This window comes from Xanthomonas sp. NCPPB 1062, assembly GCF_041481705.2.
In the GTDB taxonomy this organism is placed as follows: Bacteria; Pseudomonadota; Gammaproteobacteria; order Xanthomonadales; family Xanthomonadaceae; genus Xanthomonas; species Xanthomonas euvesicatoria.
In genome coordinates this window covers 3,692,958-3,717,848 of the sequence record NZ_CM192987.1, presented here as the reverse complement: position 1 = coordinate 3,717,848, position 24,891 = coordinate 3,692,958, and the positions used below count along the sequence as shown (strand labels likewise).

At 65.5% G+C, this 24,891-nt stretch carries 22 protein-coding genes; 11 read left to right on the top strand and 11 right to left on the bottom strand.

Annotation, left to right across the window (positions count from 1 at the left end):
• Positions 1 to 100 precede the first annotated feature (100 nt).
• Both ACCQ16_RS16035 and ACCQ16_RS16030 read right to left on the bottom strand, forming a co-directional pair.
• Entirely contained in the window at positions 101 to 1,276 is a 1,176-nt protein-coding gene (locus tag ACCQ16_RS16035) for a phosphatidylinositol-specific phospholipase C1-like protein (protein WP_372380021.1), read from the bottom strand.
• A gap of 135 nt (positions 1,277 to 1,411) precedes the next feature.
• Positions 1,412 to 3,370 (bottom strand): acetyl-CoA hydrolase/transferase C-terminal domain-containing protein, encoded by a 1,959-nt coding sequence (locus tag ACCQ16_RS16030; protein WP_372380020.1) that lies wholly within the window; start codon positions 3,368 to 3,370, stop codon positions 1,412 to 1,414.
• Positions 3,371 to 3,533: 163 nt separating this feature from the next.
• Here ACCQ16_RS16030 and ACCQ16_RS16025 point away from each other — a divergent pair, with 163 nt between their 5' ends.
• The 3 genes from ACCQ16_RS16025 to ACCQ16_RS16015 are packed head-to-tail and all read left to right on the top strand — an operon-like array spanning position 3,534 to position 5,768.
• The gene (locus tag ACCQ16_RS16025) at positions 3,534 to 3,899 is read left to right on the top strand and encodes a BlaI/MecI/CopY family transcriptional regulator (protein ID WP_008575878.1); all 366 of its coding nucleotides are present in this window, start codon (positions 3,534 to 3,536) and stop codon (positions 3,897 to 3,899) included.
• Positions 3,889 to 5,187 carry a TonB family protein gene (locus ACCQ16_RS16020; RefSeq protein WP_277572519.1) on the top strand — a complete coding sequence of 433 codons (1,299 nt, stop codon included), beginning with the start codon at positions 3,889 to 3,891 and terminating at the stop codon, positions 5,185 to 5,187. The genes ACCQ16_RS16025 and ACCQ16_RS16020 overlap by 11 nt, the downstream gene beginning before the upstream one ends.
• A complete protein-coding gene (locus ACCQ16_RS16015; protein ID WP_008575882.1) occupies positions 5,184 to 5,768 on the top strand; it encodes a hypothetical protein in 585 nt (194 codons plus the stop codon). Before ACCQ16_RS16020 ends, ACCQ16_RS16015 begins: the two co-directional genes overlap by 4 nt.
• Positions 5,769 to 5,865: 97 nt before the next feature.
• Here the strand turns inward: ACCQ16_RS16015 and modC are convergent, their stop codons facing one another.
• The 8 genes from modC to ACCQ16_RS15975 form a co-directional block, all read right to left on the bottom strand.
• Entirely contained in the window at positions 5,866 to 6,480 is a 615-nt protein-coding gene (gene modC, locus ACCQ16_RS16010) for a molybdenum ABC transporter ATP-binding protein (protein WP_057681677.1), read from the bottom strand.
• The gene (modB, locus tag ACCQ16_RS16005) at positions 6,480 to 7,166 is read right to left on the bottom strand and encodes a molybdate ABC transporter permease subunit (protein ID WP_008575885.1); all 687 of its coding nucleotides are present in this window, start codon (positions 7,164 to 7,166) and stop codon (positions 6,480 to 6,482) included. Before modB ends, modC begins: the two co-directional genes overlap by 1 nt.
• Before the next feature lie 16 nt (positions 7,167 to 7,182).
• Positions 7,183 to 7,959, bottom strand: coding sequence for a molybdate ABC transporter substrate-binding protein (gene modA / locus ACCQ16_RS16000; RefSeq protein WP_122272398.1), 777 nt, complete (start codon positions 7,957 to 7,959; stop codon positions 7,183 to 7,185).
• Between the two features lie 75 nt (positions 7,960 to 8,034).
• Positions 8,035 to 8,859, bottom strand: coding sequence for an MBL fold metallo-hydrolase (locus ACCQ16_RS15995; RefSeq protein ID WP_122273514.1), 825 nt, complete (start codon positions 8,857 to 8,859; stop codon positions 8,035 to 8,037).
• A gap of 13 nt (positions 8,860 to 8,872) precedes the next feature.
• Positions 8,873 to 9,646, bottom strand: coding sequence for a S1/P1 nuclease (locus ACCQ16_RS15990; protein WP_071118023.1), 774 nt, complete (start codon positions 9,644 to 9,646; stop codon positions 8,873 to 8,875).
• Between the two features lie 258 nt (positions 9,647 to 9,904).
• Positions 9,905 to 10,519 (bottom strand): OmpW/AlkL family protein, encoded by a 615-nt coding sequence (locus tag ACCQ16_RS15985; protein ID WP_372380019.1) that lies wholly within the window; start codon positions 10,517 to 10,519, stop codon positions 9,905 to 9,907.
• A 117-nt stretch (positions 10,520 to 10,636) separates the two neighbouring features.
• On the bottom strand, positions 10,637 to 11,260 hold the full coding sequence (locus tag ACCQ16_RS15980; protein WP_011348431.1) for an OmpW/AlkL family protein: 624 nt from the start codon (positions 11,258 to 11,260) through the stop codon (positions 10,637 to 10,639).
• 286 nt (positions 11,261 to 11,546) lie between these two features.
• Positions 11,547 to 12,059: an SgcJ/EcaC family oxidoreductase gene (locus ACCQ16_RS15975; RefSeq protein WP_218498831.1), complete on the bottom strand. Its 513-nt coding sequence runs from the start codon at positions 12,057 to 12,059 to the stop codon at positions 11,547 to 11,549.
• A 456-nt stretch (positions 12,060 to 12,515) separates the two neighbouring features.
• Here ACCQ16_RS15975 and gap point away from each other — a divergent pair, with 456 nt between their 5' ends.
• From gap to ACCQ16_RS15935, 8 genes are all read left to right on the top strand, one after another.
• Positions 12,516 to 13,517, top strand: a complete 1,002-nt coding sequence (gap, locus tag ACCQ16_RS15970) for a type I glyceraldehyde-3-phosphate dehydrogenase (protein ID WP_003490161.1) — start codon at positions 12,516 to 12,518, stop codon at positions 13,515 to 13,517.
• Positions 13,518 to 13,726: 209 nt separating this feature from the next.
• Positions 13,727 to 14,197, top strand: a complete 471-nt coding sequence (locus ACCQ16_RS15965; protein ID WP_008575072.1) for a hypothetical protein — start codon at positions 13,727 to 13,729, stop codon at positions 14,195 to 14,197.
• A gap of 195 nt (positions 14,198 to 14,392) precedes the next feature.
• On the top strand, positions 14,393 to 17,224 hold the full coding sequence (locus ACCQ16_RS15960) for a DUF2339 domain-containing protein (RefSeq protein ID WP_372380018.1): 2,832 nt from the start codon (positions 14,393 to 14,395) through the stop codon (positions 17,222 to 17,224).
• Positions 17,221 to 18,579, top strand: coding sequence for a DUF3999 domain-containing protein (locus ACCQ16_RS15955; RefSeq protein ID WP_218489703.1), 1,359 nt, complete (start codon positions 17,221 to 17,223; stop codon positions 18,577 to 18,579). The genes ACCQ16_RS15960 and ACCQ16_RS15955 overlap by 4 nt, the downstream gene beginning before the upstream one ends.
• Positions 18,580 to 18,893: 314 nt before the next feature.
• Positions 18,894 to 20,069, top strand: coding sequence for a phosphoglycerate kinase (locus ACCQ16_RS15950; RefSeq protein ID WP_031424127.1), 1,176 nt, complete (start codon positions 18,894 to 18,896; stop codon positions 20,067 to 20,069).
• Positions 20,066 to 20,710 (top strand): HAD family hydrolase, encoded by a 645-nt coding sequence (locus tag ACCQ16_RS15945; RefSeq protein ID WP_372380017.1) that lies wholly within the window; start codon positions 20,066 to 20,068, stop codon positions 20,708 to 20,710. The genes ACCQ16_RS15950 and ACCQ16_RS15945 overlap by 4 nt, the downstream gene beginning before the upstream one ends.
• Before the next feature lie 258 nt (positions 20,711 to 20,968).
• A complete protein-coding gene (gene pyk, locus ACCQ16_RS15940) occupies positions 20,969 to 22,435 on the top strand; it encodes a pyruvate kinase (RefSeq protein ID WP_011348424.1) in 1,467 nt (488 codons plus the stop codon).
• A 554-nt stretch (positions 22,436 to 22,989) separates the two neighbouring features.
• Positions 22,990 to 23,994 carry a class I fructose-bisphosphate aldolase gene (locus ACCQ16_RS15935; protein WP_003487259.1) on the top strand — a complete coding sequence of 335 codons (1,005 nt, stop codon included), beginning with the start codon at positions 22,990 to 22,992 and terminating at the stop codon, positions 23,992 to 23,994.
• 215 nt (positions 23,995 to 24,209) lie between these two features.
• Here ACCQ16_RS15935 and ACCQ16_RS15930 read toward each other — a convergent pair whose 3' ends face one another.
• On the bottom strand, positions 24,210 to 24,749 hold the full coding sequence (locus ACCQ16_RS15930; protein WP_008574675.1) for an O-acetyl-ADP-ribose deacetylase: 540 nt from the start codon (positions 24,747 to 24,749) through the stop codon (positions 24,210 to 24,212).
• Positions 24,750 to 24,891: the final 142 nt, after the last annotated feature.

Here is a 24,891-nt window from a genome sequence, read left to right as displayed (position 1 = left end):
AGGGGAGGCTCGCGCCCGGGCAGCGGGCACGGCCATGGATCGCCGACGCTTCCATTGCGACAGGGCTGATGCGTAGGGCCGCTTGTGCGCGTTGCTGCCCTCAGTGGTGCAGGTCGATGTCGTGGCAACCCGGGTCCGGTCGTTGCGGATTGCAACGCGCCACCGCGCCGCCATCGAAGCGCACCACGTAGCCGTTATCGGCCGGCTCGTTGATCGGGAAGTCGGTACTGAGCAATTGCGCGCCGCTGGCCAGCATGGCGTCGCGCCGGGCGGTGTCGTTGTGCTGGGCTTCCTTCAAATCCGCATCGGTGCGTGTACGTACCAGATAGCCCGCCTTGACCAGCTTTTTGATGTCATCGGCAGGGCCGTCGTTGCGTTCGACGAAGGCCGCATCGTCTTCGCCTGGCACTGCATTGGTGAAACACACCCGGCCACGCAGCGATGGGTGGCCGGGCAGGTAGCTGGCACCGGCAACGCGTTGGTCGAGCAGAAATACCACCTTGCCGCGCGCCTGGGCCAACGACGGCCAGCCATGCGCGAGCACGCCTGCGTTGAGCGTAGGCGCGCGGCCCCGCACCTGATCGGGGCTGATGTATTCACCGGGCTGGAAGACCGAACGCAGTTCGGCATCCAGCGCATCCATCGCCTTTGCATCGAAGGGTTCGGGTTGTACGGTGGGAAACGTCAATTGGATCGGCGCCTGCTTGGTTTCGAGCAGGATGAAGATGGGCACGTGGCCCGGGTGCTGCTTCGACCAGGTGCGGATTTCCTGCAGGCAGGCAATCAGGGGTTGGCAGTTGCTGCGCTGGTCCAGATCCTGCACATGCATGACCTTGAAGCCGGGCCTGTCCATCACTCCGGTAGGCGCGCTTGCCGGTGCGGTCGGCAGACCGGCCTTGGCGATCTGCGCAACGATGGCCGGATGTGCGTAGCGCCCGCCCTGTGCATCGGCGAAGACGTCCAGTTCAAGTTGGCGCACGCCATCGTTAAGTTGCTGCGTCAAGGCGGGATGGCGGTAATCCAGCGCGGCAAACAGTGTCGGGTCCAGTTGCTTCAATAACGCCGCTTCGCTGGGCGCAAAGCCGGCGTGGTAGCTGTTGTGGCTGCCGATGTACTGCAGGTCGGTCAGGCGCGGTGCGGCTTGCGCGACAAGACTGCTCAGCAACAGCGCGGCGAAGATGGCGGTGCGCTGCGTCTTTCTTCGCTTTGCGCGCACCAAATTCGTTTTGCGATCTAACCCTGACGTGACAGCAGTAAATACGCGAAAAAGATGCATGCAGCACAGCCGGAAAGCGACGAGGTCGCCATCATCACGGCCCAGTTTGACGCATATCTTTCCGCTGTGTGTCCGTGATGCGTCAGTGCTTGCCGCGGTGCGTTCGAGCTGGTGGCAAATCGCGGCACTGTTTCTTCATGACGCGGCGGTCTGTCGCAAGGCATAGATCAGCAGCCGCGCCTGCAGGCGATTACCAAGGCTGTTTGGCGCATCCAGTGCCATGCGTTGCAGGCAAGCAACATCATCGGCACCGGGCGCTTGGCGCGTGAGCAGTGCGCGGGCCACCGTGGCGATCTTTCCGCCAGTGCTGGCAGTTGCGCCCTTGAGCCAGCCCAATGCGGGCAGCAGACGCTGTTCGATTTTCGTGAAGTCGCTGCCGAGCGGGTAATCGGGCAGGCTGCCGTCGCGTCGAAATGGCGCCAGTGCCTGTTCCAGTGCCCATGGTGTGTTGCGCTGCGCGCTTACCGGCATTGCCGGCGCTGTGCGCAACTTGCGCGACCGTTCCGCCTGGGCAAGCAATTCACCCTGGAAGCGGGCATCGCAGATGGCGGCCATTTCCAGCACGCAGTCCTGGTCGGTCTTGTGGCGTAGATCGGCAATGCCGTATTCGGTGATGTAGAGGTCGCGCAGATGGCGTGGAATGGTGGTGTGTCCGTAGTTCCAACGCAGGTTGCTGGCGGTGTGTGCGCCAGCCTCGCGGGTGGCGCGCAGCATCAAGGCGCTACGTGCCTGCGGCAGTGCATGCGCCATCGCCACGAAGTTGTACTGCCCGCCGACCCCGGACACGATGCGGCCATCTTCCAGCCCGTCGGAGACTGCCGCGCCCAGCGCGGTCGCCATCATGCAGGAGTTGAAGAAGCGTGCATCCTTGCGTTTCAAGCGGTTTAGCGTCTCGTTGCCGCCGTAGAGCTGATTGATCTCGCTGATGCGGCGCATGCCGATCGCCGCGCGTGTCGGGGCATCCAGATCGCGCAGCCATTGATAGAACGCGGGCGAGCCGAGATAGAACGCGCCATGCAGGAACTCGCCTTCGGCGGCAAGACGTGCGTGATCGGCTATGTCGGCGCTGCCATCGGCAATGCGCTGCATCAGCGGCAGATCGTCGTGCACCTTGCGACGGATCACGCCGCTGTCCACCAATTGCTTGAAGCCTTCGTTGAGCATCTCGCTGCAACCGTACAAGCCGACGGCAAACGGCTCCAGGCCGCCGCTGGCCTGCACGGCCGGGTGGTGTTCCAGTGCCGGATCCAGCGCATGCAGCACACGGCGATAGGTCGCGTTATCGGTATGCCGCAGCACCAGTGCATGGCTTAGTGCATCGGCCAGCGTGCCGATGCCAATCTGCAAGGTGCCGCCATCGCGCACCAGGGCACTGGCATACAAGCCGATGGCGTAGTCGACGCTGCTCACCGCTTGCCGCGGCAAGCCGAACAGCTGTGGGAACGGGCCTGGCAAATCGATGATCAAGTCGAAGAATGCGGCATCTACCGCTGCGGTGCCTCCCATCCACGGCAACAGCGGATCGACTTCCGCCACCAGCATCGGGCGCGGCAAGCCGAGTGCCTGCACCGCGTCCAGCGTGTCCTGGGTGATGTCGTTGTTGCACGACAACGACAGCCGCGTGCTGCCCGGTTCGCGCGCCACTTTCTGCACGATCAGGTTGGGCGCGCGTTGCGCCACCGCTGCAGCGGCATGCGTGTAGTTGAGGCTCGTGTAGTCGGCCTGGGCCTGGGTGGAATGCAAGAGCCCGCCGGATTGCATGTAGAACTCTTCCACCTGCACATGCGCGGGCAAGGCATCGCGCAGCATGGCGTCGACATAGGCAAGGCGAGGGAAATCCTCGCCAAAGTGGCGCGCGATGAACGGTGCGGCAAAGCGCACCTGGAGTCCGGTACCCGGCCTGGGGGGATTGAGCGAGAGCGCCGTGTAAATCGCCAGTGGCCGCGACGGCGTGTCCTTGAGCTGTGCGTAGAGCGCGTTCAACAGACGGTGCGGCTTGCCGATGCCCAGCGGCGCGCCCACGCGCAGCGGGCCGTCGATGCGTTGCAGGATCCGCTCCACGGCGGCGCTCAGGTCGGTGAGGTGCTCGGTCATCCACGCAGAGTAGCCGAGCCGGTCGCGTGCTGCCTGCATCCCGATACTCGTGCGCCATGCTTGGCCGCCATCAATGCGGGCAGGCGTCGGGAGCCCGTTCGATCACTGCTTGACAAGCAAGCTGTTTACGCGCGTAATCGATAAAAATTACGGATGTAATCGCATGCCGATCAGCGACGCCGAAGCGGTGGTGATGCAAGTGCTCTGGGATGGTGCGCCGCGCACCGCAGAAGAAGTGATCGCCGCGTTGGCGCACACCGGCTGGGCCGAGCCCACCATCAAGACCTTGCTGAATCGGCTGCTCACCAAGGGCGCCGTTGCGGCAGAAAAACACGGCCGCAGGTATCACTACGCGCCGCTGCTGGCGCGCGAACAGTGGGTGCAGCAGCAGAGCGAAGGATTGCTGCAGCGGCTGTTCGGCGGGCGCGTTGCACCGCTGGTGGCGCACTTCAGCGAACGCGGGCAACTCAGTGCCTCGGACATCGCAGAATTGAAGCGTCTGCTCAAGGAGTTGGACGATGCACCTTGAGCTGCCATTGCTGTTGCGCGTCACCTTGTATAGCAGTGCCGCATTGGTGGCCTGTCTGGTGCTGCGGCGCGCACTGCGTGGCTGGCTGGGCGCAACAGCGGCGTATGCGATCTGGCTCGCCGTGCCACTTGCCGTATTGGCAGCTGCAATACCAGGGCCGCCGCTCGCGTCAGCGTTGCCGAAGATGCCGGCGATGGTCGCGATGCCGCTCAACCTGCAGGAGGGCGATCACGCATGGGCGGGGACCTTGATGGCCACCTGGCTGGCCGGTGCGGTCGCGATGACCGTAGCGCTCTGGTGGCGACAGCGGCGATTCGTACGCAGCTTGGGCGCGTTGCATGCGCTCAAGGGCGAAGTATGGGCGGCAACGCACGATGTAGGCCTGCCGGTATCGTTGGGACTCTGGCGCCCACGCATCGTGCTGCCGATGGATTTCGATACGCGCTACAGCGCCGCCGAACGCACCTTGATCCTGACGCATGAGCGCCTGCATCTGCGGCGCGGTGATCTGTATGCCAATCTGCTGGCCGCGCTGTTGCTGTGCATCGGCTGGTGGAATCCGTTGATGCATCTGGCATTGCGCGCGTTCCGGCTGGATCAGGAACTGGCGTGCGACGCAGAGGTGCTGACGCGCTATCCGGGCAAGCGCCGCAGTTACGCCACCGCGATGCTCAAGACCCACTGTGGTGCCAGCTGGACGCCGACGGCCTGCCGTTGGAATGCGCCGCATGCGCTTACCCAACGCGTGGCAGCCTTGCTGAAGCCTGCGGTGGAGGCGCCCCGCGCGCGATGGAACCTGCGCGTGGTGGTGGCATTGGCGGTGATGGTCAGTGGCGCCTGCTGGGCATTCCAGCCTGCGCGATTGCATGGCATGCGCGTGCCTGGCAATACGCTGGATTTTGGCACCATGCAGCCGCCCAGGTATCCGCCTGACGCCGTCGCTGCAGGCCTGGCGGGATTTGTCGAACTGCAGATCGCAGTGAGCCCGACTGGCACACCCGACCATATCGCCATCGTGCGCAGCACGCCGGCAGGCGTGTTCGATCAGACCGTGCTCGACGCAGCACGCCACTGGCGCTTCACACCTGCGCTGGAGGATGGCAAGGCGGTCGCGTCCGAGGTGCGCGTGCCGGTGAAATTCGAACTGGATCCACCAGATGCGGCATCGGCAGTTGCAGATATCCATTCCGGTACCGAAGCTGCTGCAGGCCCACACGCTGCCGACCGGTCCGAACGTGTGGCCAGCTGCGCACCTGCGGGATGCGCCTCACGCGGGGCGTTGCAATGAACCGCTGCCTGATCGGTAGCCTCGCCCTGATGCTGGCCATGAGTAGTTGCGCCACGCGCCAACTGGCCGAGCAGCAACGCAGCCAGCGCGAGGATTCGGTGGATCAACGCATGCTGCCTCCACAGCCGGACGGCGGCGGCGCTGCGGGCGTCCAATCCTATACGCTGGCACCAACGCAACGCTTTCGCATGCCACGCGCGGCGCGCAGCGACGCCCCGGTGCTGCCCCCCGATTCGCCACGCCAGAGCCTGGCGCCCACCACCGTCTGCGCGCATCTCATTCTGAGCGCAGAGGGCACGGTGCAGCGCGTGGATCCAATGTCCGACCGCGACGAATGCGCCGCCGGGCTGCTGCCGGACAACGCCGATCTCATGCAAGCGGTGCGCGCCGCCGCGCTGCGATGGCAGTTTGTTCCGGCGGCGATGTGCACGTATCCATCAGGCGCTGCGCAACCGTCAGTGCCAGACGATTGCACTGGCGCCGCCCAGATCGAGCCGGTACCGGTGACGTTGTCGTTCGCGTTCACCTTCGAGGTGCGGCAAGGCAAGGTGAGCGTGCGGACCGGGAAGGTGGTCCGATAGCTGCTGCAGCCGTTGCGCAGCATGTCCAGTCACCAACAACGCGGCGCCCTCTCATAACGCGTCAACCGCTAACGCCCTATCACCGCCCACACCGCCTTCAATCCAGCACGTGCACGCTGTCGGCAATGCGCTGCACTTCATCGGGGTTGTGGCTGACGTAGAGCATTGGCAGGCGAATCTCGTCGCGCACGCGCTGCAGGTAGGGAATCAATTCTTCGCGGCGCGCCTGATCCAGGGCCGACAGCGGTTCGTCGAATAGCAGAATCGCCGGTTGCGCCAACAACGCGCGGCCAATCGCCACGCGCTGCGCTTCGCCCCCAGAGAGGTTGCGCGGCCGGCGTTGCAGCAGCGGTGCGATGCCGAGCAAGGCCACCACATCGTCGAAGCCGAACGGTGCCTTGCCGCGCGCATGCCGGCCGTAGCGCAGGTTGCGTCGCACATCCAGATGCGGAAACAGCCGCGCATCCTGGAACACATAACCGATCCGGCGCTGATGCGTCGGCAGGTCGATGCCTTGCCCGGCGTCGTACAGGCAGCGCCCATCGATGCGGATATGCCCGGCCTGCGGACGCACCAAGCCGGCAATTGCATTGAGCACCGTGGTCTTGCCCGCGCCGGAGGGCCCCACCAGCGCCACGACACGCGCATCGTCGTGGATGCGGATGCGGCGTTCGAAGGCGCCGCGCTGCAGCTGCAGGTCGATATCCAGCATCACGCGTCCTCGCGCGGATGCGGCCGGCGCACCAGCCATTCGGACAGCAGCAGCGCCGCCAGCGAGATCGCCAGCGCCACGCCGGCCAGCCGCCAGATGCCCGATTCCATCCCCGGGACCTGCATCAGCCCGTAGATGGCCGACGACAAGGTCTGCGTTTCGCCAGGGATATTGGACACGAAGGTGATGGTGGCGCCGAACTCGCCAAGCGCCTTGGCGAACGCGAGCACCATGCCGGCGACCAGGCCCGGCCAGGCCAGCGGCAAGGTGATGCTGAAGAACACCCGCCACGGCCCGGCCCCCAGCGTGGCGGCGGCCGCTTCCAGGCGACGATCGGTGGCCTCGATGGATAGACGGATCGCGCGCACCATCAGCGGAAATCCCATGACCGCGCACGCCAACGCCGCGCCGGTCCAGCGGAAGGCGAACTGGATACCGAGATGTTCCAGCAACCAGCTGCCCACCGGCCCCTGTGTGCCCAACACCACCAGCAGCGCATAGCCGGTGATCACTGGCGGCATCACCAGGGGCAGATGCAGCAGCGCGTCCAGCAGGGCCTTGCCGGGGAAGCGGCGCCGCGCCAGCAGCCAGCCGCAGGCAATGCCCGGCGGCAGGCTGGCGAGCGCTGCCACGATCGCGACCTTGAGACTCAAGCCGATCGCGGTCAGCTCTTCCGGGGTGAACATCGACAAACGGTGTGCCTCAATCCTTCAGCGAAAAACCACGGCGCGCAAAGATCGCCTTGGCCGGCTTGCTTCCCAGCCAGCTGACGAATGCGGCGGTGGCGGGGTTGTTGCTGTTCTTCAATGCAGCAACCGGATACACGATGGGGCCATGGCTGTCGTCGGGGAAGGTGGCGATGACGCGCACCTTGGCATCGGCGCGCGCGTCCGAGCCATACACGATGCCCAGCGGCGCTTCGCCACGCGAGACCAGCATCAAAGCCGCACGCACGCTTTCCGATTCGGCAAGCCGGTTGCCGACGCTGTCCCATTGGCCGAGCTTGCGCAGCGCGGCGGCTGCGTACTTGCCGGCCGGCACGCTGGCGGTCTGGCCTACGGCCAGGCGTCCGCCCTGCCCAAGCGCCTTGGCAATGGCGCCGGGGGTGCGCAGGTCAACGTGCAGCTTGCTGTTCGCCGGCGCGATCAATACCAGTGTGTTGCCGAGCAGGCTGTGCCGCTGCGCCGGCAGCACCAGCCCACGCTGCTGTAGATAGTCCATCCACTCCAGGTCGGCCGAAAAGAACACGTCTGCCGGCGCGCCCTGTTCGATCTGGCGTGCCAGTGCAGAACTCGCTGCATACGACACGCGCACCGGCGTGCCGGTGGCTTTTTGGTACGCGGCCGCGGCTTCGTCCATCGATTCTTTCAGGCTCGCGGCCGCAAACACCGTCACCGGTGCGGTCTGCGCACTCGCCAGCAGGGGCAACGCCAGCATCAGCACGCACAACGCGCGCTGCCAGAAACCGATCATGCGCATCGAAGGCTCCTCACCAGGACAGGGCCCCGATCATAGCGGCTACGCGATGCGTACCGCGTGGCGAGCCTGCGCGCGCTACAGGACCACTCCGGCGCAACGCCCGGCCTGAAGATTGGTCTGCAGGGCCGGGCGGATTAGCTTGGGCTCGGGCAAGGTGGCATCGCGCGCCTGCCGCTGCGCCACGAAGGTCTCTACATCCACGCCGTCGCGCACATGGATATTGCTGCGCCGCTGCGCGCCGATACTGGTCTGATGCGCCACCGCGCGCCCGCCAGGGCCATAGTCGTGGCAGACGAACACGCGGGTGCTTTCCGGCAGCGCATACAGGCGCTGGATCGAGGCAAACAGCTGGCGTGCATCGCCGCCGGGAAAATCGCAACGCGCCGTGCCCGCATCCGGCATGAACAACGAGTCGCCAGGAAACAACGCATCGCCGATCAGATACGCAATGCTGTCGCTGGTGTGGCCGGGCACCGCGATGACGCGTGCTTCGATACCGCCAAGCTTGAAGCGCTCGTCGTCGGCAAACAGATGATCGAATTGCGAGCCATCGGCGCGGAAGTCGGCCGGCAATGCGTACTGCGCGGCAAGGGTTCGTTGCACTTGGCAAATACCCTCGCCGATACCGATACGCGCCTGCGGCCAATGCTGCTTCAGCCACTGCGCTGCAGACAGGTGATCGGCATGCGCGTGAGTTTCCAGCAGCCATTGCACCTGCCATCCGTGTTGCTCGATGGCCGCAAGGATGGCCTGCGCCGCCTGGCTGCCGACGCCGCCGCTATCGGCCGCGTAGTCCAGCGCCGGGTCGATCACTGCCGCCGCACCGGTGGCCGCATCGGCGACCACGTAGGTGAAGGTGTTGCTGTCGGCATGAAAGAAGGCAAGCACCTGGGGCTGCATCGGCGTCTCCACGTCAGGGGCCGGCCAGCGCCGCGTTGAGGATGGCGGCAAGCCGGTCACCCGCGATGCGCAGCTGGGTTTCGGCGATCGGGCGATAGGTGGCGATGTAGGTGGCGGGCAACACGTGTGCGCTCGGGTAGACGCCCGGCGTGATGGCGATCTTGCACGAAGCCTGCGCCCATGCCGCAGCCGGCGGCGGCAGCGCCGCAGACCCCGCAGTGGCGGCCGGCAATGCCAGCAAGCGTTGCAGGTACGCATCGTCGTTCAGATGGCGGTCGTTGAGCATGCCGCTGTCCCACAGCGCATGCAGGTTGCTGCCCTTGCCGTCGATCTGCAGCTGGAAGTCGTTACCGCCCTTGTCGTGCGCATAGCCGGCGTGCATCGGCTGATGGATGTCGCCGACGAAATGCACCACGAACTTCAAGGCCTGGCGGCGTACGTCCAACGGCTGGGTACGATCTGCGAGCAGGGCGGCTTGCTGGTCGAGCGCGGCGATCACGCAGTTGCCGTCCGGGCAGTCGCGCGGTGGCGAGTACGTGCAGTCGTGTTCGCCCAGGTTGACGTAGTGCCACGGCCCGGAGCGCTTACCCAGGTCAGGGTCGTGCTCGCGCAGCTCATCGGCCCAGGTGGCCACGCCGTGCAGGGTCGGGTCCGGCTCGCCGGCCAGCAATTGCGCCACTTGCGTGCGTGCCTGCGGGCTCAGCTCGGTTTCGGCGATGCGCGCCACCAGGCGGTGGCCTTGCGGGCCCCAGGCCAGGGCGGTGCTTGGGTGGAATGCGGCGGCCATTGCCGTTGCAACAACGAATGCAGAGAGGGAACGTGTTTTCATCCGGCGATTGTACGCATCGGTCCGGGACGGTTTGATGGCCCTCCCGAAGCTGCGACAGCCACGCCTCAGCATGGTGCCGGCACGTGCCTGGGGCGCGCCCGGATGGAGCAAACAGTTGCGCGCAAGCGGCAACTGCAGCATCCGCGTGGGGGCATGCCGCAGCGGGCGCTGGCCGCGCCCATCTGGCGATGAGCGCAGTCGTGTTGCTAGGCGCTCTTAGTAATACACCAGGTACGACACGCCGAAGGTCAACGGATCGATCCGTGCCTTGCCCAGCCGCCCGCCGTTGAGGTCGACGTTGCTGCGCGAATCGGTCCAGCGCGCATCCACGCGCAGGCCGCTACGGTCGTTGAAGATGAAGTCCACGCCGACATGCGCAGTGGCGCCGACCGAATCGTCGAAACGCAGATCGCCGCTGGTGACCGTCTGCTCGGTGTCTTCGCCCAGGAACGTGGTGTAGTTGATGCCTATGCCCACGAACGGCGACACCGTGCCATAGCCATTGATGTGGTACTGCAGCAGCACGCTCGGTGGCACCGTCCAATAGCTGCCCACCTTGCCGATGCCCTGCAGCTCGAGGTCGTGCTTGCCTGCAACTGCCGCATGCACTTCGATACCCAGGTTGTTGCGCAGGAAGTATTCGTAGGTGAACGACAGTGCCGGCGCGCCCTTGATCTCGGCCTGGGTGCCGCCGAAGGTGCCGTTATTGGACTTGGGCGAGACATAGCCGGCACCGTAACCGGTCGTCCAATGACCGGCCGACTGTGCAAGGGCGGGTGCGGCCGAGGCGGCCAGTGCGATGGCGAGGGCGGTGCGAGTCAGCGTGTTCATGGAATCCCCGGTAGGTCGGACAGGCGGGCGACGTGACCGACCTGTCCGCAACTCCGGCGGTGATGCACGTCCCTGGACGGCAAGTGTGCCAGAGATGCGCCGCCCACGCCGCGGGGATCAGAACCGGTGCACGTAGGCCAGGCCGTAGACCAGCGGGTCGATATTGACCGTGCCGATACGGTTGCCGTCCAGGCGCGCTCGGGTATCGATATCGATCCAGCGCAGGTTGACGCGCAGCGCGCCGCGGTCGCTGAGCTTGTAGTCCACGCCTGCATGCAGTGCCAGGCCCCAGGAATCGTCCAGCTCCAGCTTGCTGCCGGCCAGCGCGCCGCGGGTGTCGGTGTCGAAGAAGCGCGTGTAGTTGATACCGGCGCCAACGAACGGCGATAGCGTGCCCTGGGCGTTGAAGTGGTACTGCAGCGAGATCACCGGCGGCAGATGCTTGGTGCTGCCCACCCGGCCCAGGCCGCCAATCGCAATGTCGTGCTCGAACGGCAGCGCAGCCAGCACCTCGATGCCCAGGTTGTCTGCGACGAAATATTCGGCGGTAAACGTGGGTTTGATGTCTTTGCCCACATCCACGTCGAGGGTGCCGCCGACCAGGCTGCCATTGTCGGATTTGGGAGCGACCTGGTGGGCACCGACGGCAACGGTCCAGTCGCCTTTGGATTGCGCCAGTGCGGGGAGGCTGACGCAAGAAGCGGCCAGAGCGGCGAACAGAAGGGTAGAGCGCATACGCATGAGAAGTCTCGTGGGGTGCAATGGACGTGGGAAGTCTTCGCGCTTGGCGTCACCGCTGCCTTGATCCTGATCAATTTGGCCGTGCGCCCAGGTGTGCGGCCCTGCAATGGCTGTTGCCACACCCTGCGCGGAAGACGGCGTTGCGCGCCGTGCTGGGGCTCGCAGCGCGCATCGCACGTGTGGCATCGTGCGATGCGCTTGGCACAGCTGTCGGCGGCGGGATGGACGCCGACGGTTGCGTGCACAGTGGCGTCGACAGCGATCGATCGCCGGTGCGATGTACTGCTTACTTGACCTTGGCGACCTTGGGTGCATCCACTTCCGGCATCGCCGAGCTGTGGTGGTTGATGATCAGCCACTTGCCGTCGCGCTTTTCGTACACGAAGGTGTAGCGAGCCTGCACGTTGCTCTTGTTGCCGTGCTTGTCGGTCAGCGTGAAGGTGTACACCCCGGCATCCACGGCGCTGTCGTCATCGAGCACGCGCACGGTGCGGTAATTAACCACGCCCTGCGGCTTCTTGGTCAGGAACATCGCGAAGTAGTTTTCGATCTGTTCGCGCGAGGCACGCACTTCGTTGGAGACCGTCGGCAGCAGCACGCCGTCCGGTGCGTAGAGGTCCGCCACCTTGTGCGGGTTGCCGGTGGCCAACGCCGCGTTCCAGGTGTCGAACAGCGCAGCGACTTCGCGTTCCTCGCCGCCGGCCGGCAGCTTGGCCTTGTCGATGTAATGCATCACGCCGCCAGCCAGCGCCGGGGTGGCAGCCAGAGCCAGAACCAGAGAGAAGAGGGTGCGACGCATGGGAAATCTCCGTGTGATTGATGGGGGTGCCTCAGCGGGCAGGGCCAGTATCGAAATCCACGGGGTGCCGAAATTCTGCTGTTCGGCATAGCATTGAATATGCTCTTCAGCGTATCCGATTATTCCTTAAGTGATTGAAATGTTTGGACGTGTGACCGTTTTATCGTGCCCAATGCATGTCGCTTGATGCGACCGGCATGGGTGCATCCGGACGCCGTCGGTCATCGATGCCGTGGCGCGCGGATCGGCCGCTCACGCGCGTTCCCGCAGGGACCGAGCGCAGTTGCGGCCCGGTGGCTCACCAGGCGACGCACAGAGCACTGGCGAACCGCCAGCCAATCCCGAATGCCCATTCCCAATCCCGGCCCACAACAACACGGCTGCCGACAGTGACGCTGCTAGAATGACAGCCCCTTTCCATCCGCCGCGCTGTCGCGGTCGCAGGAGCTAGTGAACATGGCAATCAAGGTTGGCATCAACGGATTCGGTCGCATCGGACGCAACGTGCTGCGCTCTGCGGTGCAGAACTTCGCCAATGACATCGAGATCGTGGCCATCAATGACCTGCTCGAGCCCGACTACCTGGCCTACATGCTGCAGTACGACTCGGTGCATGGCCGCTTCAAGGCCGACGTCTCGGTCGACGGCAATACGCTGATCGTCAACGGCAAGAAGATCCGCCTGACCCAGGAGCGCGACCCGGCCAACCTCAAGTGGGATGCCGTCGGCGCCGACGTGGTGATCGAGTCCACCGGCCTGTTCCTGACCAAGGAAACCGCTCAGAAGCACATCGATGCAGGCGCCAAGAAAGTGATCCTGTCGGCGCCGTCCAAGGACGACACCCCGATGTTCGTCTATGGCGTCAACGACAAGACCTACAAAGGCGAAGCGATCATCTCCAACGCCTCGTGCACCACCAACTGCCTTGCGCCGCTGGCCAAGGTGATCAACGACAAGTGGGGCATCAAGCGCGGCCTGATGACCACCGTGCATGCGGCCACTGCGACGCAGAAGACCGTGGACGGCCCGTCCAACAAGGATTGGCGCGGCGGCCGCGGCATCCTGGAGAACATCATTCCGTCCTCCACCGGCGCGGCCAAGGCCGTGGGCGTGGTGATCCCCGAGCTCAACAAGAAGCTCACCGGCATGAGCTTTCGCGTGCCGACCTCGGACGTTTCGGTGGTCGACCTCACTGTCGAACTGGAAAAGCCGGCCACCTACGCCGAAATCTGCGCCGAAGTGAAGGCACAGAGCGAAGGCGCACTGAAGGGTGTGCTGGGGTATACCGAAGACAAGGTCGTGGCCACCGATTTCCGCGGCGAAACCTGCACCTCGGTGTTCGACGCCGACGCTGGCATCGCGCTGGACTCCACCTTCGTCAAGCTGGTGTCCTGGTACGACAACGAGTGGGGCTACTCCAACAAGTGCCTGGAGATGGTGCGGGTTGTCGCCAAGTAAGTTTCTGGCGCAGTGATGAGACAGGCCCCGGCATGCCGGGGCTTTTTCATTTGTGGGCGATGGATGTTGCGTTTCTTGCACTGCGACGCCTTCGGCGGCTGCCCGGAAGTGGACTTTGCTGGACTCACGTGCGCTAATTTGCACGCACGGCGGCCGTTCCCGTGTCGTGTACGAAGGATCGGGGAACTCCATGGATCGAGAGAAGAGTGATGAATAAGTTTTTGGCAGGCGCCCTGGCGCTGAGCGTGGTAGTTGCGTGTTCCGTGCCGTCCACCAGCTGGGCTGCAAAAAAGCAGACCGGGACGCCGGCCTGGATGAATGCCGATGGTGAGGTGATCAAGTCGTCCGATGTCGAGGCGGGCTACGGCGAGACCGTCAAGGGCATCAACGATTACGAAGGCGAAATCACCGGCAAGCCGGCGCCTGGCAGCAAGTTCACCCAGTTGAAAATCGGTATGCCGATGAAGCAGGTCACCGACCTGATTGGTCAGCCGGACGACCAGGGTGCTTACGTGACCGGCAAGGCATTTATCCCGTTTTTCTTCGGTGGCGACCGCTACCGTTATGAAATGGCCTACAAGGGCCAGGGACGCCTGGTGTTCGCGGGCAAGTCGATGGGGACCGGCGGCAACCTGATCTGGATCATCCATAACAAGAACGACAGCGGTTACCGCGAATAATCGCTCAAAGCGCCCGGTTTTCCGGGCGTTTTCTTGTGTGATGCATCCACGCAAGCACGCGTGCGACTGCAGCTTGCCGACGCTCCATCCGTCGTCTGAGCGAGAGGCTGGCTGCCCAGCCGTAGCCCGAGGCTGTATGGTGCGCGCATTCGGCTGGACGCCGGCTCGGGGATTGCTGCGTTGGAAACGATAATCGTGTTGGTGGCCCTGGTGCTGCTCGCCGTGCCGGTGGGTGTGGTGATCGCGCTGGTGTGGATGGCCGGGCTGCGGAGACGGGTGGCGGCGCTGGAGCAGCGGCTTGCGCAGTGGCAGCGCAGTGGTGCCGAGCCTGCGGATGCGCCAGCGCAAGCACCCGCGGACGCGCAGGGCAGGGCATGGGAACGACCGGGCGAGGCGTCCGCTGTCGGCACTGGTCCGGGCTTCATTGCCGACGGCGATCTACCTGGGTACCGCATCTCCGATGCAGCGCGTCAGGCCGTTGGCTGGCAGGCGCCGAGCGCGGACCACGACGCGGTTGGCGTGTCTGCCTCGGCGGTGCCGCCGCCATTGCCGGCGCAGGCACCCGCAGAGGCGATGGCGCACAGTGCGATCGCGGGGTCGGAACGTCCGAGCCCGCAAGCGCAGGCGACGCGCGCCGAGCCGGCGCAGTCGCAATCCGCACAATCGCAACCACCCCGGCCTCCGGCCGCGCCCAGCGCCATCGCGCGCGCGGCCAGCGCCTTGAAGCGTTGGTTCACCCAGGGCAATGTGCCGGTCAAGGTCGGCATGCTGGTGTTGTTGGCCGGCGTGGCGTCGCTGTTGAAGTACGCCAGCGACCAGGGCTGGATGCGCATGCCGATCGAGCTGCGCTTGGCCGGCATCAGCGTCCTGGCATTGGCCGGTCTGATCTTCGGTTGGAAGCAGCGCGCGCAGCGGCCGGGCTTTGCGTTGGCGTTGCAGGGCGGCGCCATCGGCGGCTTGTTGTTGACGGTGTTCGCGGCCTTCAAGTTGTACGGCTTGCTCGATGCCGGAACGGCACTGGGCATCAGCGTGGTGCTGATCGCAGGCATGTGCGTGCTGGCGGTGCTGCAGGATTCGCGCACGTTGGCGGTGCTGGGCGTGCTGGCCGGTTTTCTTGCGCCGATCTGGCTGTCTACCGGCAGCGGCAATCATGTCGCGCTGTTTTCGTACTACGCCGTACTCAACGCCGGCATCGTGGCGATTGCATGGACACGCCCGTGGCGCGTGCTGAACCTGCTGGGGTTTGCTTTCACCTTCGGCATCGGCACCGTGTGGGGGGCGCTGCAGTACTCCCCGGCCAAATTCGCCACGACCGAGCCGTTCCTGTTGCTGTTTTTCGCCATGTACGTGGCGATTCCGGTCCTGCATGCGCGCCGCGGCGACGGCAGTGCCGGCAGGCTCATCGATGGCAGCCTGTTGTTCGGAACGCCGCTCGTCGCCTTCGCGTTGCAGGCGCGCCTGCTTGAGGGCGATCGGCTGCCATTGGCGTTGTGCGCGGTGGCGGTGGCAGCGTTGTACGCGGGCCTGGGCAGCTGGCTGCTGCGCCGCGCGCCTACGCGCGTGCTGGGCCAGGCGCACGCGATGCTGGCGGTCGGGTTCGCAACCCTGGCCGTGCCGCTGGCGCTGTCGGCACGTGCCACTGCGAGCGTGTTTGCGCTGGAAGGCGTGGGGTTGCTGTGGCTGGGGCTTGGCCAACAACGGCGGGTCTCGCAGGTCAGCGGTGTGGCGTTGCAGATGTTTGCGGCGGTGGGTGTCGCGTTCGGCGTGGATGCCTGGCGCTACGATGCGGTCGCGGTGGCCAACGCAACCTGCATGAGTACCGTGCTGCTGGCGCTTGCCGGCTGGGCCAGTGCCTGGTTCCTGCGCGATGCCGGGCATCGGCGGCGTGCGCTGCTGGCATATCTGTGGGGACTGGGCTGGTGGACGCTGTGCGGCGTGCACGAGATCGTGCGTTTTGCCGATCTGCGCAGCGAGCCGGATCTGCTGCTGGGCTTGGTCGCACTCAGTATATGGCTGGCGGCCGAAGTGCATCGCCGCCGTCCTGCAGCGGCGCTGGTATGGACGGTGATGTCTGGTCTGGCGCTGGCGGCGCCATTGGCGCTGTGGCAGGGCGCAGCGCACACCCAGCCATTCGCGCATTGGGGCGCGCTGGCATGGGGTGTGTTTGCGGTGGCGGGCGCGCGTGCGCTGTGGTGCTTGCGCACGCAGCAGGGTGCTGGCGCGATGGCGGCGCAGTTCATCTGGTGGCTGCTGTGGCCGTTGGTCATCTCGTTGGGCACGGCCTGGCTGGCCGACGCGTTCTTTCTGTCCAATGGCTGGCGTTGCGCCTTGCTGGCGGCACCGTGGTTGTTGGTGGCGACGCTGGGGCTGTTGCGTTGGCCATGGCTGGCCTGGCCGCAGGGAACCGGCTTCGACCCTGCACGCAACGCGTTGCTGAGTTGCGTGTTCGCGGTACTGGGACTCGGCTGGCTGCGCGCATTGCTGGATCCGGTGAGCGCGGCCCCGTTGCCATGGTTGGCGTTGCTCAATCCCGCCGAGCTGGCGCAATTGGCGGTCCTGGCCTTGCTTGCGCGCTGGGCCTGGTCGGCAGCTGCGCCGACAGTGCTGCAGCGTTGGCGGGTGACCGCGCTGGGTGTGCTGGGTTGGGCGTTGATCACCGGCAGCACCTTGCACAGCGTGCACCACTGGGGCGGTGTGCCGTGGGATTCGGCGCTGATCGGCGCCACCTTGTCGCAGACCAGCCTCACCATCGTCTGGAGCGTACTCGGCGTGCTGGGCTGGGTGATCGGCTCGCGTCGTGGTCAACGCGGGCTGTGGCTGGGCGGCGCGCTGCTGATGGGGCTGGTCCTGGCGAAGTTGGTGTTGGTCGACCGCCAGCATCTGGGCAATCTTCTCGGCATCGGCTCGTTCATGGCCTATGGCCTGTTGTGCACCGTGGTGGGCTATCTGGCGCCGGCGCCGCCGCGTGCGGTCGCGACCGAAGGTCATGCTGTCCAAGAGAACGGCGTCGAAAAGGATCAGGCATGAACACGATGCGATGGGCACTGCTGCTGATACTGATGCCGCTGCTGGCGCAGGCCGCCGATGTGCGGCAGGACTACCGCCAGCAGTGGCCGCTGCAGGTCACCGGCGCGGATGTCGGCCTCTATCAGGTGAGCTTGGATGCGGCGGTGTATCGCACCGCGCACGACGCGGCGTTGCGCGATGTCACGGTGATCGATGCGCGTGGACAAGAGCTGCCCACCGCCTGGCTGCCGATGGATGCAGCACCGGCGGCTGCGGTACGCCGTCAGCGCCTGCCCCTGTTTGCGCTGCCGGCAGGTGCCGCGCCGGCCAACGGCGACCTGCAGTTGATTGCCGAGCGCGACGCCAGTGGTGCGGTGCGCCGCCTGGAAGGTCGCTTTGCGACCGGGGCTGTCGCTGCGGGCCGTGGTGTGAGCTGGCTGATCGATGCCAGCGCGCTGCGCGATCGCCCGCGTGCGCTGGTGCTGGATTGGGAGGGCGACATGCCGGTGCAGGCCCAGGTGCGTGTGGAAGGCAGCGACGATCTGCGCGACTGGCGCGTGCTCGTCTCCAGCGCCACGGTCATGGCGCTGGACAATCAGGCGCAGCGACTGCAGCAGCGTCGTATCGCCCTGGACGATGGTGCGCGTTACTTGCGCCTGGTCACCGCATCGGGCGAGCTGCCGGCATTACGCGTGGTCGAGGCGGAGCTGGATGGCGTCGCCATGTCCACACCGCCGCAGTGGCTGGACTTGCCAGGCACCGCAAGAGATGCGGCGCTGGTGTATGCCTTGCCCGGTCGCTTTCCGATCAGCCAACTGGATGTCGGCGGCAGTCAGGCCGAGGCGGTCGAGTGGATCGTGGCAAGTCGCGATAGCGACGATGCGCCGTGGCTGCAACGTGCTGGCCCCTGGTTGGCGTATCGACTGGGCCAGGGCACGGCAGCCGCGTCGCCGCCGCAACTGCTGCCTGCCCCCGTGCGCGATCGCCAATGGAGGTTGGTCGCCGCCCAGGGGCGCAGCACCGCCGTGCCGACGCTGCGCGTCGGGTACCAACCCGAGCGGTTGATGTTTCTCGCCCAGGGCCAGCCGCCATATGCGCTGGTCGCCGGCAGCGCGCGGGCGCAGCGCACCGACGCACCACTGGGCGCAATGCTGCAGGCACTGCGGCGCGAACGCGGCGCACGGTGGCAGCCGGCGCAGGCCCGCCTGGCTGCGCAGGCACAGCCGCTGGCGGGGGATGCCGCGTTGCAACCGGCCGCCGCGCCGCGCGACTGGAAGCGTTGGCTGCTGTGGGGTCTGTTGGTCGGTGGCGCCTTGCTGGTCGGCGGTTTCGCGGTGAGCCTGTTGCGTAGCGCATCGGCCAATCGCAACGGCTGATCGCGCCCGCTTCGCATGGCGGTTTGCCGCTGCGGCGCGAAGGTCGGACAATGGGCGTCCCCCGTGACCAAGGCAGCCGTATTGCCCGTCGTGTTCGACCAAGCATCCCGCGCCTTGCCAGCCGCCTGGCGGACTGGCGCGTGGTGGGCAATCGGCGCTGCGCGGTCCACATGCGGGCGCAACGAAGGCGCGATGGCGATCCACAGCCGGTTGCCGCTAAGGCAAGCGCTCACATGTTTGCACCGGCGCTTCTGCTGGGTGCGTCTGCATGACCATTCCCCATTCCCCCTCCCTAGACCGAACGAGCTGAGCCCATGTCCATTGTCCGCATGACCGACCTCGATCTCTCCGGCAAGCGCGTGCTGATCCGCCAGGATCTCAACGTGCCGATCGACAACGGCCAGATCACCTCCGAACAGCGCATCACCGCCTCGGTGCCCACCATCAAGCTGGCCCTGGAAAAAGGCGCGGCCGTGATGGTGACCTCGCACCTGGGCCGCCCCAAGGAAGGCAGCTGGACCGAAGAAGATTCGCTGGCGCCGGTGGCCACGCGCCTGGCCGCGTTGCTGGGCGTGGACGTGCCGCTGGTGCGCGACTGGGTCGACGGCGTGGACGTCGCGCCGGGCCAGGTGGTGCTGCTGGAAAACTGCCGCATGAATGTCGGCGAGGGCAAGGACGATGAGACGCTGGCGCGCAAGTACGCCGCGTTGTGCGACGTGTTCGTGATGGATGCCTTCGGCACCGCGCACCGTGCGCAGGCCTCCACGCATGGCGTGATCCGCTTCGCGCCGGTCGCCGCAGGCGGCCCGCTGTTGATGGCCGAACTCGACGCCCTGGCCAAGGCGCTGGACAACCCGGCCAAGCCCCTGCTGGCGATCGTGGCCGGCAGCAAGGTCTCGACCAAGTTGGAGTTGCTGTCCAACCTGGTCAACAAGGTCGACCAACTGATCGTCGGCGGCGGCATCGCCAACACCTTCATCGCCGCGGCCGGGCATGCCGTGGGCAAGTCGTTGAACGAGCCGGACTTGATCCCGACCGCCAACCAGATCGTGGCCGATGCCAAGGCGCGTGGCGCCGAGATTCCGCTGCCCACCGATGTGGTCGTTGCCAAGCAGTTCCTGCCCGATGCGCAGGCCAGCGTGAAGTCGCTGGACGCGGTCGACGCGGACGATCTGATCCTGGATATCGGCCCGCAAACCGCGCAGCGCTACGCCGAGCTGATCGCCAGTGCCGGTACCGTGGTGTGGAACGGGCCGGTGGGCGTCTTCGAATTCGAGTCCTTCAGCCACGGCACCGAAACGCTGGCGCGCGCGATCGCCAGTTCCAAGGCGTTCTCGATCGCCGGCGGTGGCGACACCCTGGCCGCAGTGGACAAATACGACATCGCCCAGGACGTCACCTACATTTCCACGGGTGGCGGTGCGTTCCTGGAGTTTCTGGAAGGCAAGACCTTGCCGGCGGTGGCCGCACTCCAGGCCCGCGGTCAGTGAGTGCAGCCACGCTGTTTTTCGATCTGGACGGCACGCTGGTCGATTCGGAGCCAGGCATCGTTGCCAGCATCGTGCACGCCTTCGACGAACTCGGCCAGCCGCGTCCGTCGCCGCAGACCTTGCGCGCCTGGATCGGCCCGCCGTTGCGCGACAGCTTCACCGAGTGTTTTCCGGACGATCCGGAGTTGGTGCAGCGCGCGCTCGGGCTCTACCGCGCACGCTACGACGCGGTAGGCTGGACCGAACTCAGCGTGTTCGACGGCATCGGCGAGGTTGTCACCGGCCTGCAGCGCGCCGGTCATCGTCTGGCCGTGGTGACCTCGAAGAATGAGCGCTACGCGCGGCGCATCGTCGAGCATCTGCCCTTCGGCGCGTGCTTCGAAGAGGTGATCGGTGCCAGCGAAGACGGCGAACGTCGCTTCAAGCCGGATCTCATTGCCGAAGCGCTGCGCCGTTTGCAGATCGACAAGGCCGGCTGCGTGATGATCGGTGACCGGCGCATGGATATCGATGGCGCCAATCACCACGGCATCCACAGCATTGGCGTGTTGTGGGGCTTCGGCGACGAGGGCGAATTGCGCGCCGCCGGTGCCGGTGCGCTGGCACGCACGCCGGCTGAACTGGCGGCGTTGCTTCAGTGATGGGCAGTGCGCGTCGGCCGTTGCGTTCGCTTGGTCGCCGCGCCTGCAGTTGCGGTTCGAAGCGCGCAGAACACTCTTCACCGTCGCCGGGTTAGGGTGGCGACCGTTCGCATTGCTCATGGCAGCGCGGGCGCAGGCGTACGTACTGTCCCGCACTGTCTATAAGACATGCCGGAATCGGAGGAAGGCTATGCCGCAATGCCATCCTCGGTACGTGACGTGTGTGTTAAGTTTCGCGGCTTTTACAGGGAGGCCATCATGAAAGAACGTCAACGCCGCACCAAGATCCTCGCCACCCTCGGACCGGCAACGGATGCGCCCGGTGTGCTGGATACGCTGTTCAAGGCGGGCGTCAACGTGGTGCGCCTCAACTTCAGCCATGGCGACCCCTCTGGCCAGGCCAAGCGCGCCGCCGAAGTACGTGCCGCTGCAGCCCGCGTCGGTGCCGAGGTCGGCATCCTGGCCGACTTGCCGGGCCCGAAGATCCGTATCGAACGGTTTGCCGAAGGCAAGATCAAGCTGACCATGGGCGATCGCTTCGACCTGGTGGCCGATGCCAACGCGCCGGCTGGCGACCAGACGCAGGTTGGCGTCAGCTATCTGGGGCTGCCGCAGGACGTCACCGCCGGCGACGTGCTGCTGCTCGACGATGGTCTGATGCAGTTGCAGGTGACCGATGTGCAGGGCGAGCGCATCGTCACCAAGGTGTTGAACGATGGCGTGCTGTCCGACCGCAAGGGCCTCAACAAGCAGGGCGGTGGTCTGTCGCTGGGCGCATTGACCGAGCGCGACAAGGAACTGATCGGCATCGTGGCCAAGATCGGCGTGGACTTCATTGCGGTGTCGTTCTGTCGCAATGCGCAGGACATGCACGACGCGCGTCAGATCGCCCAGCAGCACGGCTGCGATGCGCAACTGGTGTCCAAGATCGAGCGCACCGAGGCGATCGAAAACCTGGTCGAGATCGTCGAAGCCTCCGATGTGGTGATGGTGGCGCGTGGCGACCTGGGCGTTGAGATCGGTGACGCTGAATTGCCCGGCCTGCAGAAGAAGATCATTCGCGAATCGCTGGCGCAGAACAAAGTGGTGATCACTGCCACGCAGATGCTGCAGTCGATGGTCGAAAGCCCGATCCCCACCCGCGCCGAAGTACTGGACGTGGCCAACGCGGTCATCGACGGTACCGATGCGGTGATGCTCTCGGCCGAGACCGCCGCCGGCGCCTATCCGGTGCGTGCGGTGGAAGCGATGGCGCGCATCTGCCTGGGGGCCGAACACCAGTTCGAATTCGACACCGACTTCGAAGCGGCGCAACGCAACCTGCAGCGCGCCGACCAGGCGATTGCGATGGCAACCATGTTCCTGTCCGAGCACATCGGCCTGGGCGGCGTGGTGGCGTTGACCGAATCCGGCGGCACGCCGCGCTTCCTGTCGCGCTTCCGCTCCAATATGCCGATCTACGCCTTCACCCGTCACGATGGCGCGCGCCGCCAGATGGCCATGATGCGTGGCGTGTTCCCGATCAGCTTCGACAGCCGCGGCCTGACCCCGCGCGAAGCCGCACGTGCGGCGATCCGTCTGCTGGTGGAGAACGAGCGCATGGGGCCTGGCGACCGCGTGGTGTTCACCAGTGGCGAGCACATGGAAACCCACGGCGCCACCAATACGCTGCGTTTGCTGGAAGTGGGCGAAGACGGTCGCGCCACCGGGCTGGGCGAGCTCTAACGCCTGTGGACTGCATCCGGCGCATGACCTGAGCCGGAACAGAGGCGACACACGACGGCGGCCCCAGGGCCGCCGTCGTGCTGTGTGGCGACCTGGCCGCTGGACGCGCACCCGGTCGTGGCCGGATCGTTGGTCAACGGCCGGATCCGGCAGGTACCCGGTCCCACCACATCGCACGCGCGCTGCCGCAACGGTGCTGGTCATGGCGGAACAAGACGCTGTCTACGATGTAACGTACGCCGCAGGCGCAGCGCTATTGCGACGGACGAAGCAGCGACGCGGCCAACCCTCAAAAATGCCGGCTGACTCACGCATGGCTCCATATCAACGCGCCAGCGCAGTCATTGCAGCCATGCATCACGGCACCGCAAGCGCCGCGCCGCGCACCATGCTCAGCTTTCCCGATTCCCGATTCCCGATTCCCGCGATGCGAGCATCACCACACATCCTGTCACGCAGATCACGTGTAATCGGTTGCAGGCATTCCGTGAAGGAATGTGTACGACTTTCGTCGCTATACTTTCGTTCTCCCCCGCAGCTGCCACAGGAACTACATGAGCATCGAACAGCTTGCCGAAACCGCCCAGGCGATGGTCGCCCCGGGTAAGGGCATCATCGCCATCGACGAATCGACCAGTACGATCGCCAAGCGTTTTGCCAGCGTCGGCATCGAGAACATCGAAGAGAACCGTCGCGCCTATCGCGAACTGTTGCTGACCACGCCCAAGCTGAGCGACTACATCTCCGGCGCCATCCTGTTCGACGAGACCATCCGTCAGAAGACCAAGGATGGCGTGCCGTTCGCCGAGTACATGACCGCCCACGGCATCATCCCGGGCATCAAGGTCGACAAGGGCGCGCAGCCGCTGGCTGGCATGCCGGGCGAACTGGTCACCGAAGGCCTGGACGGCCTGCGTGCACGGCTGGAGGAGTACTACACGCTGGGTGCGCGCTTCGCCAAGTGGCGTGCGGTCATCAACATCGGCGAAGACATTCCGTCCGGCACCTGCATCGAGGCCAACTCGCATGCGTTGGCGCGCTACGCAGCGCTGTGCCAGGAACAAGGCCTGGTGCCGATGGTCGAGCCGGAAGTGATCATGGACGGCAGCCACGACATCGAAACCTGCTACGAAGTCACCGAAGCCACGCTGCGCTCGCTGTTCGGTGCCCTGTATGAGCAGAACGTCGTGCTGGAAGGCACCATCCTGAAGGCGTCGATGGTCATCTCCGGCAAGAGTTGCGAAGAGCAGGCCAGCATCGAAGAGGTGGCCGAGTCCACCGTGATGTGCCTGAAGTCCACCGTGCCGGCGATCCTGCCGGGCATCGTGTTCCTGTCCGGCGGCCAGACCGACGAGCAGTCCACCGCCCACCTCAACGAAATGCACCAGCTCGGCAATCTGCCCTGGCCGCTGAGCTTCTCCTACGGCCGCGCCATGCAGCAGGCCGCGCTGAAGCTGTGGGCCAAGGACATGACCGGCAACTTCGCCAAGGCGCAGCAGGTCATCTACGAGCGCGCCAAGGAAAACGGCCTGGCCGCGCTGGGTAAGTGGAAAGGTTGATCGATTGATGGTGGCTGCAAGGCCGCCGCATCGATGAAACAAACACGCCGGCAGCGATGCCGGCGTTTTTTGTTTGCTGCATCCACAGGTGCGCATTGATGCCGCGCGAAAAAACGCAAAGGGCGCCTTTCGGCGCCCTTTGCTCAATCGGAATCGCTCAATGGCTTGCGCAATCCAGCCGGGCGATGCAGCAGGCCGCCAACGTCAATCCGATCTCAGGCCGCCGCAGTTTCCTGCGTGGCCAACGCCTGCTGGTAGGCCTTGTAGGTCGCCTCGTTGTAGGCCACCAGGACGATGTGCTTGGGCACCTTGTGCGAGCGCTGCCAATCGCGTGTTTCGGTCACGGCGATGCGCGCTGCCTGATACAGCGGATAGCCGTAGATGCCGCAGCTGATCGCCGGGAACGCGATCGAGTGCAGCATCATCTGTTCGGCGAGTTTCAGCGATTGCCAATAGCAGTTGGCCAGCTGTTCGGGTTCGTTGTGCTTGCCGTCGCGCCACACCGGGCCGACGGTATGAAAGACGTGGCGTGCCTTCAAATTGAAACCGTCGGTGATGCGGATTTCGCCGGTGGGGCAACGCACGCCCGGTCGCACCTGCGGCAACGCTTCGCAGGCTTCCAGCAAGCGCGGGCCGGCGGCACGGTGGATGGCGCCATCGACGCCACCACCGCCGAGCAGTGATTCGTTGGCGGCGTTGACGATGACGTCAACGTCGAGTTCGGTGATGTCGCCTTGCCAGACTTCGATTCTCATAGCGCGATAATTATGCGAATTGCATGATGGGCGCGTGATGGGGAGCACGCTGCGGAATCCGCACACTATCGTCCATTCATCTCATCTGCTGCGACTGTCCGACGGGGTGGAATGTGTGCCGCCCCGCGACATCTGGGCGCTG

What these genes read in the sequence shown, in the direction of transcription:
- ACCQ16_RS16035 (WP_372380021.1), bottom strand. Translation starts at nt 1,276, where the DNA reads ATGCATCTTTTTCGCGTATTTACTGCTGTCACGTCAGGGTTAGATCGC.
- ACCQ16_RS16030 (WP_372380020.1), bottom strand. Translation starts at nt 3,370, where the DNA reads ATGACCGAGCACCTCACCGACCTGAGCGCCGCCGTGGAGCGGATCCTG.
- ACCQ16_RS16025 (WP_008575878.1), top strand. Translation starts at nt 3,534, where the DNA reads ATGCCGATCAGCGACGCCGAAGCGGTGGTGATGCAAGTGCTCTGGGAT.
- ACCQ16_RS16020 (WP_277572519.1), top strand. Translation starts at nt 3,889, where the DNA reads ATGCACCTTGAGCTGCCATTGCTGTTGCGCGTCACCTTGTATAGCAGT.
- ACCQ16_RS16015 (WP_008575882.1), top strand. Translation starts at nt 5,184, where the DNA reads ATGAACCGCTGCCTGATCGGTAGCCTCGCCCTGATGCTGGCCATGAGT.
- modC (WP_057681677.1), bottom strand. Translation starts at nt 6,480, where the DNA reads ATGCTGGATATCGACCTGCAGCTGCAGCGCGGCGCCTTCGAACGCCGC.
- modB (WP_008575885.1), bottom strand. Translation starts at nt 7,166, where the DNA reads ATGTTCACCCCGGAAGAGCTGACCGCGATCGGCTTGAGTCTCAAGGTC.
- modA (WP_122272398.1), bottom strand. Translation starts at nt 7,959, where the DNA reads ATGCGCATGATCGGTTTCTGGCAGCGCGCGTTGTGCGTGCTGATGCTG.
- ACCQ16_RS15995 (WP_122273514.1), bottom strand. Translation starts at nt 8,859, where the DNA reads ATGCAGCCCCAGGTGCTTGCCTTCTTTCATGCCGACAGCAACACCTTC.
- ACCQ16_RS15990 (WP_071118023.1), bottom strand. Translation starts at nt 9,646, where the DNA reads ATGGCCGCCGCATTCCACCCAAGCACCGCCCTGGCCTGGGGCCCGCAA.
- ACCQ16_RS15985 (WP_372380019.1), bottom strand. Translation starts at nt 10,519, where the DNA reads ATGAACACGCTGACTCGCACCGCCCTCGCCATCGCACTGGCCGCCTCG.
- ACCQ16_RS15980 (WP_011348431.1), bottom strand. Translation starts at nt 11,260, where the DNA reads ATGCGTATGCGCTCTACCCTTCTGTTCGCCGCTCTGGCCGCTTCTTGC.
- ACCQ16_RS15975 (WP_218498831.1), bottom strand. Translation starts at nt 12,059, where the DNA reads ATGCGTCGCACCCTCTTCTCTCTGGTTCTGGCTCTGGCTGCCACCCCG.
- gap (WP_003490161.1), top strand. Translation starts at nt 12,516, where the DNA reads ATGGCAATCAAGGTTGGCATCAACGGATTCGGTCGCATCGGACGCAAC.
- ACCQ16_RS15965 (WP_008575072.1), top strand. Translation starts at nt 13,727, where the DNA reads ATGAATAAGTTTTTGGCAGGCGCCCTGGCGCTGAGCGTGGTAGTTGCG.
- ACCQ16_RS15955 (WP_218489703.1), top strand. Translation starts at nt 17,221, where the DNA reads ATGAACACGATGCGATGGGCACTGCTGCTGATACTGATGCCGCTGCTG.
- ACCQ16_RS15950 (WP_031424127.1), top strand. Translation starts at nt 18,894, where the DNA reads ATGTCCATTGTCCGCATGACCGACCTCGATCTCTCCGGCAAGCGCGTG.
- pyk (WP_011348424.1), top strand. Translation starts at nt 20,969, where the DNA reads ATGAAAGAACGTCAACGCCGCACCAAGATCCTCGCCACCCTCGGACCG.
- ACCQ16_RS15935 (WP_003487259.1), top strand. Translation starts at nt 22,990, where the DNA reads ATGAGCATCGAACAGCTTGCCGAAACCGCCCAGGCGATGGTCGCCCCG.
- ACCQ16_RS15930 (WP_008574675.1), bottom strand. Translation starts at nt 24,749, where the DNA reads ATGAGAATCGAAGTCTGGCAAGGCGACATCACCGAACTCGACGTTGAC.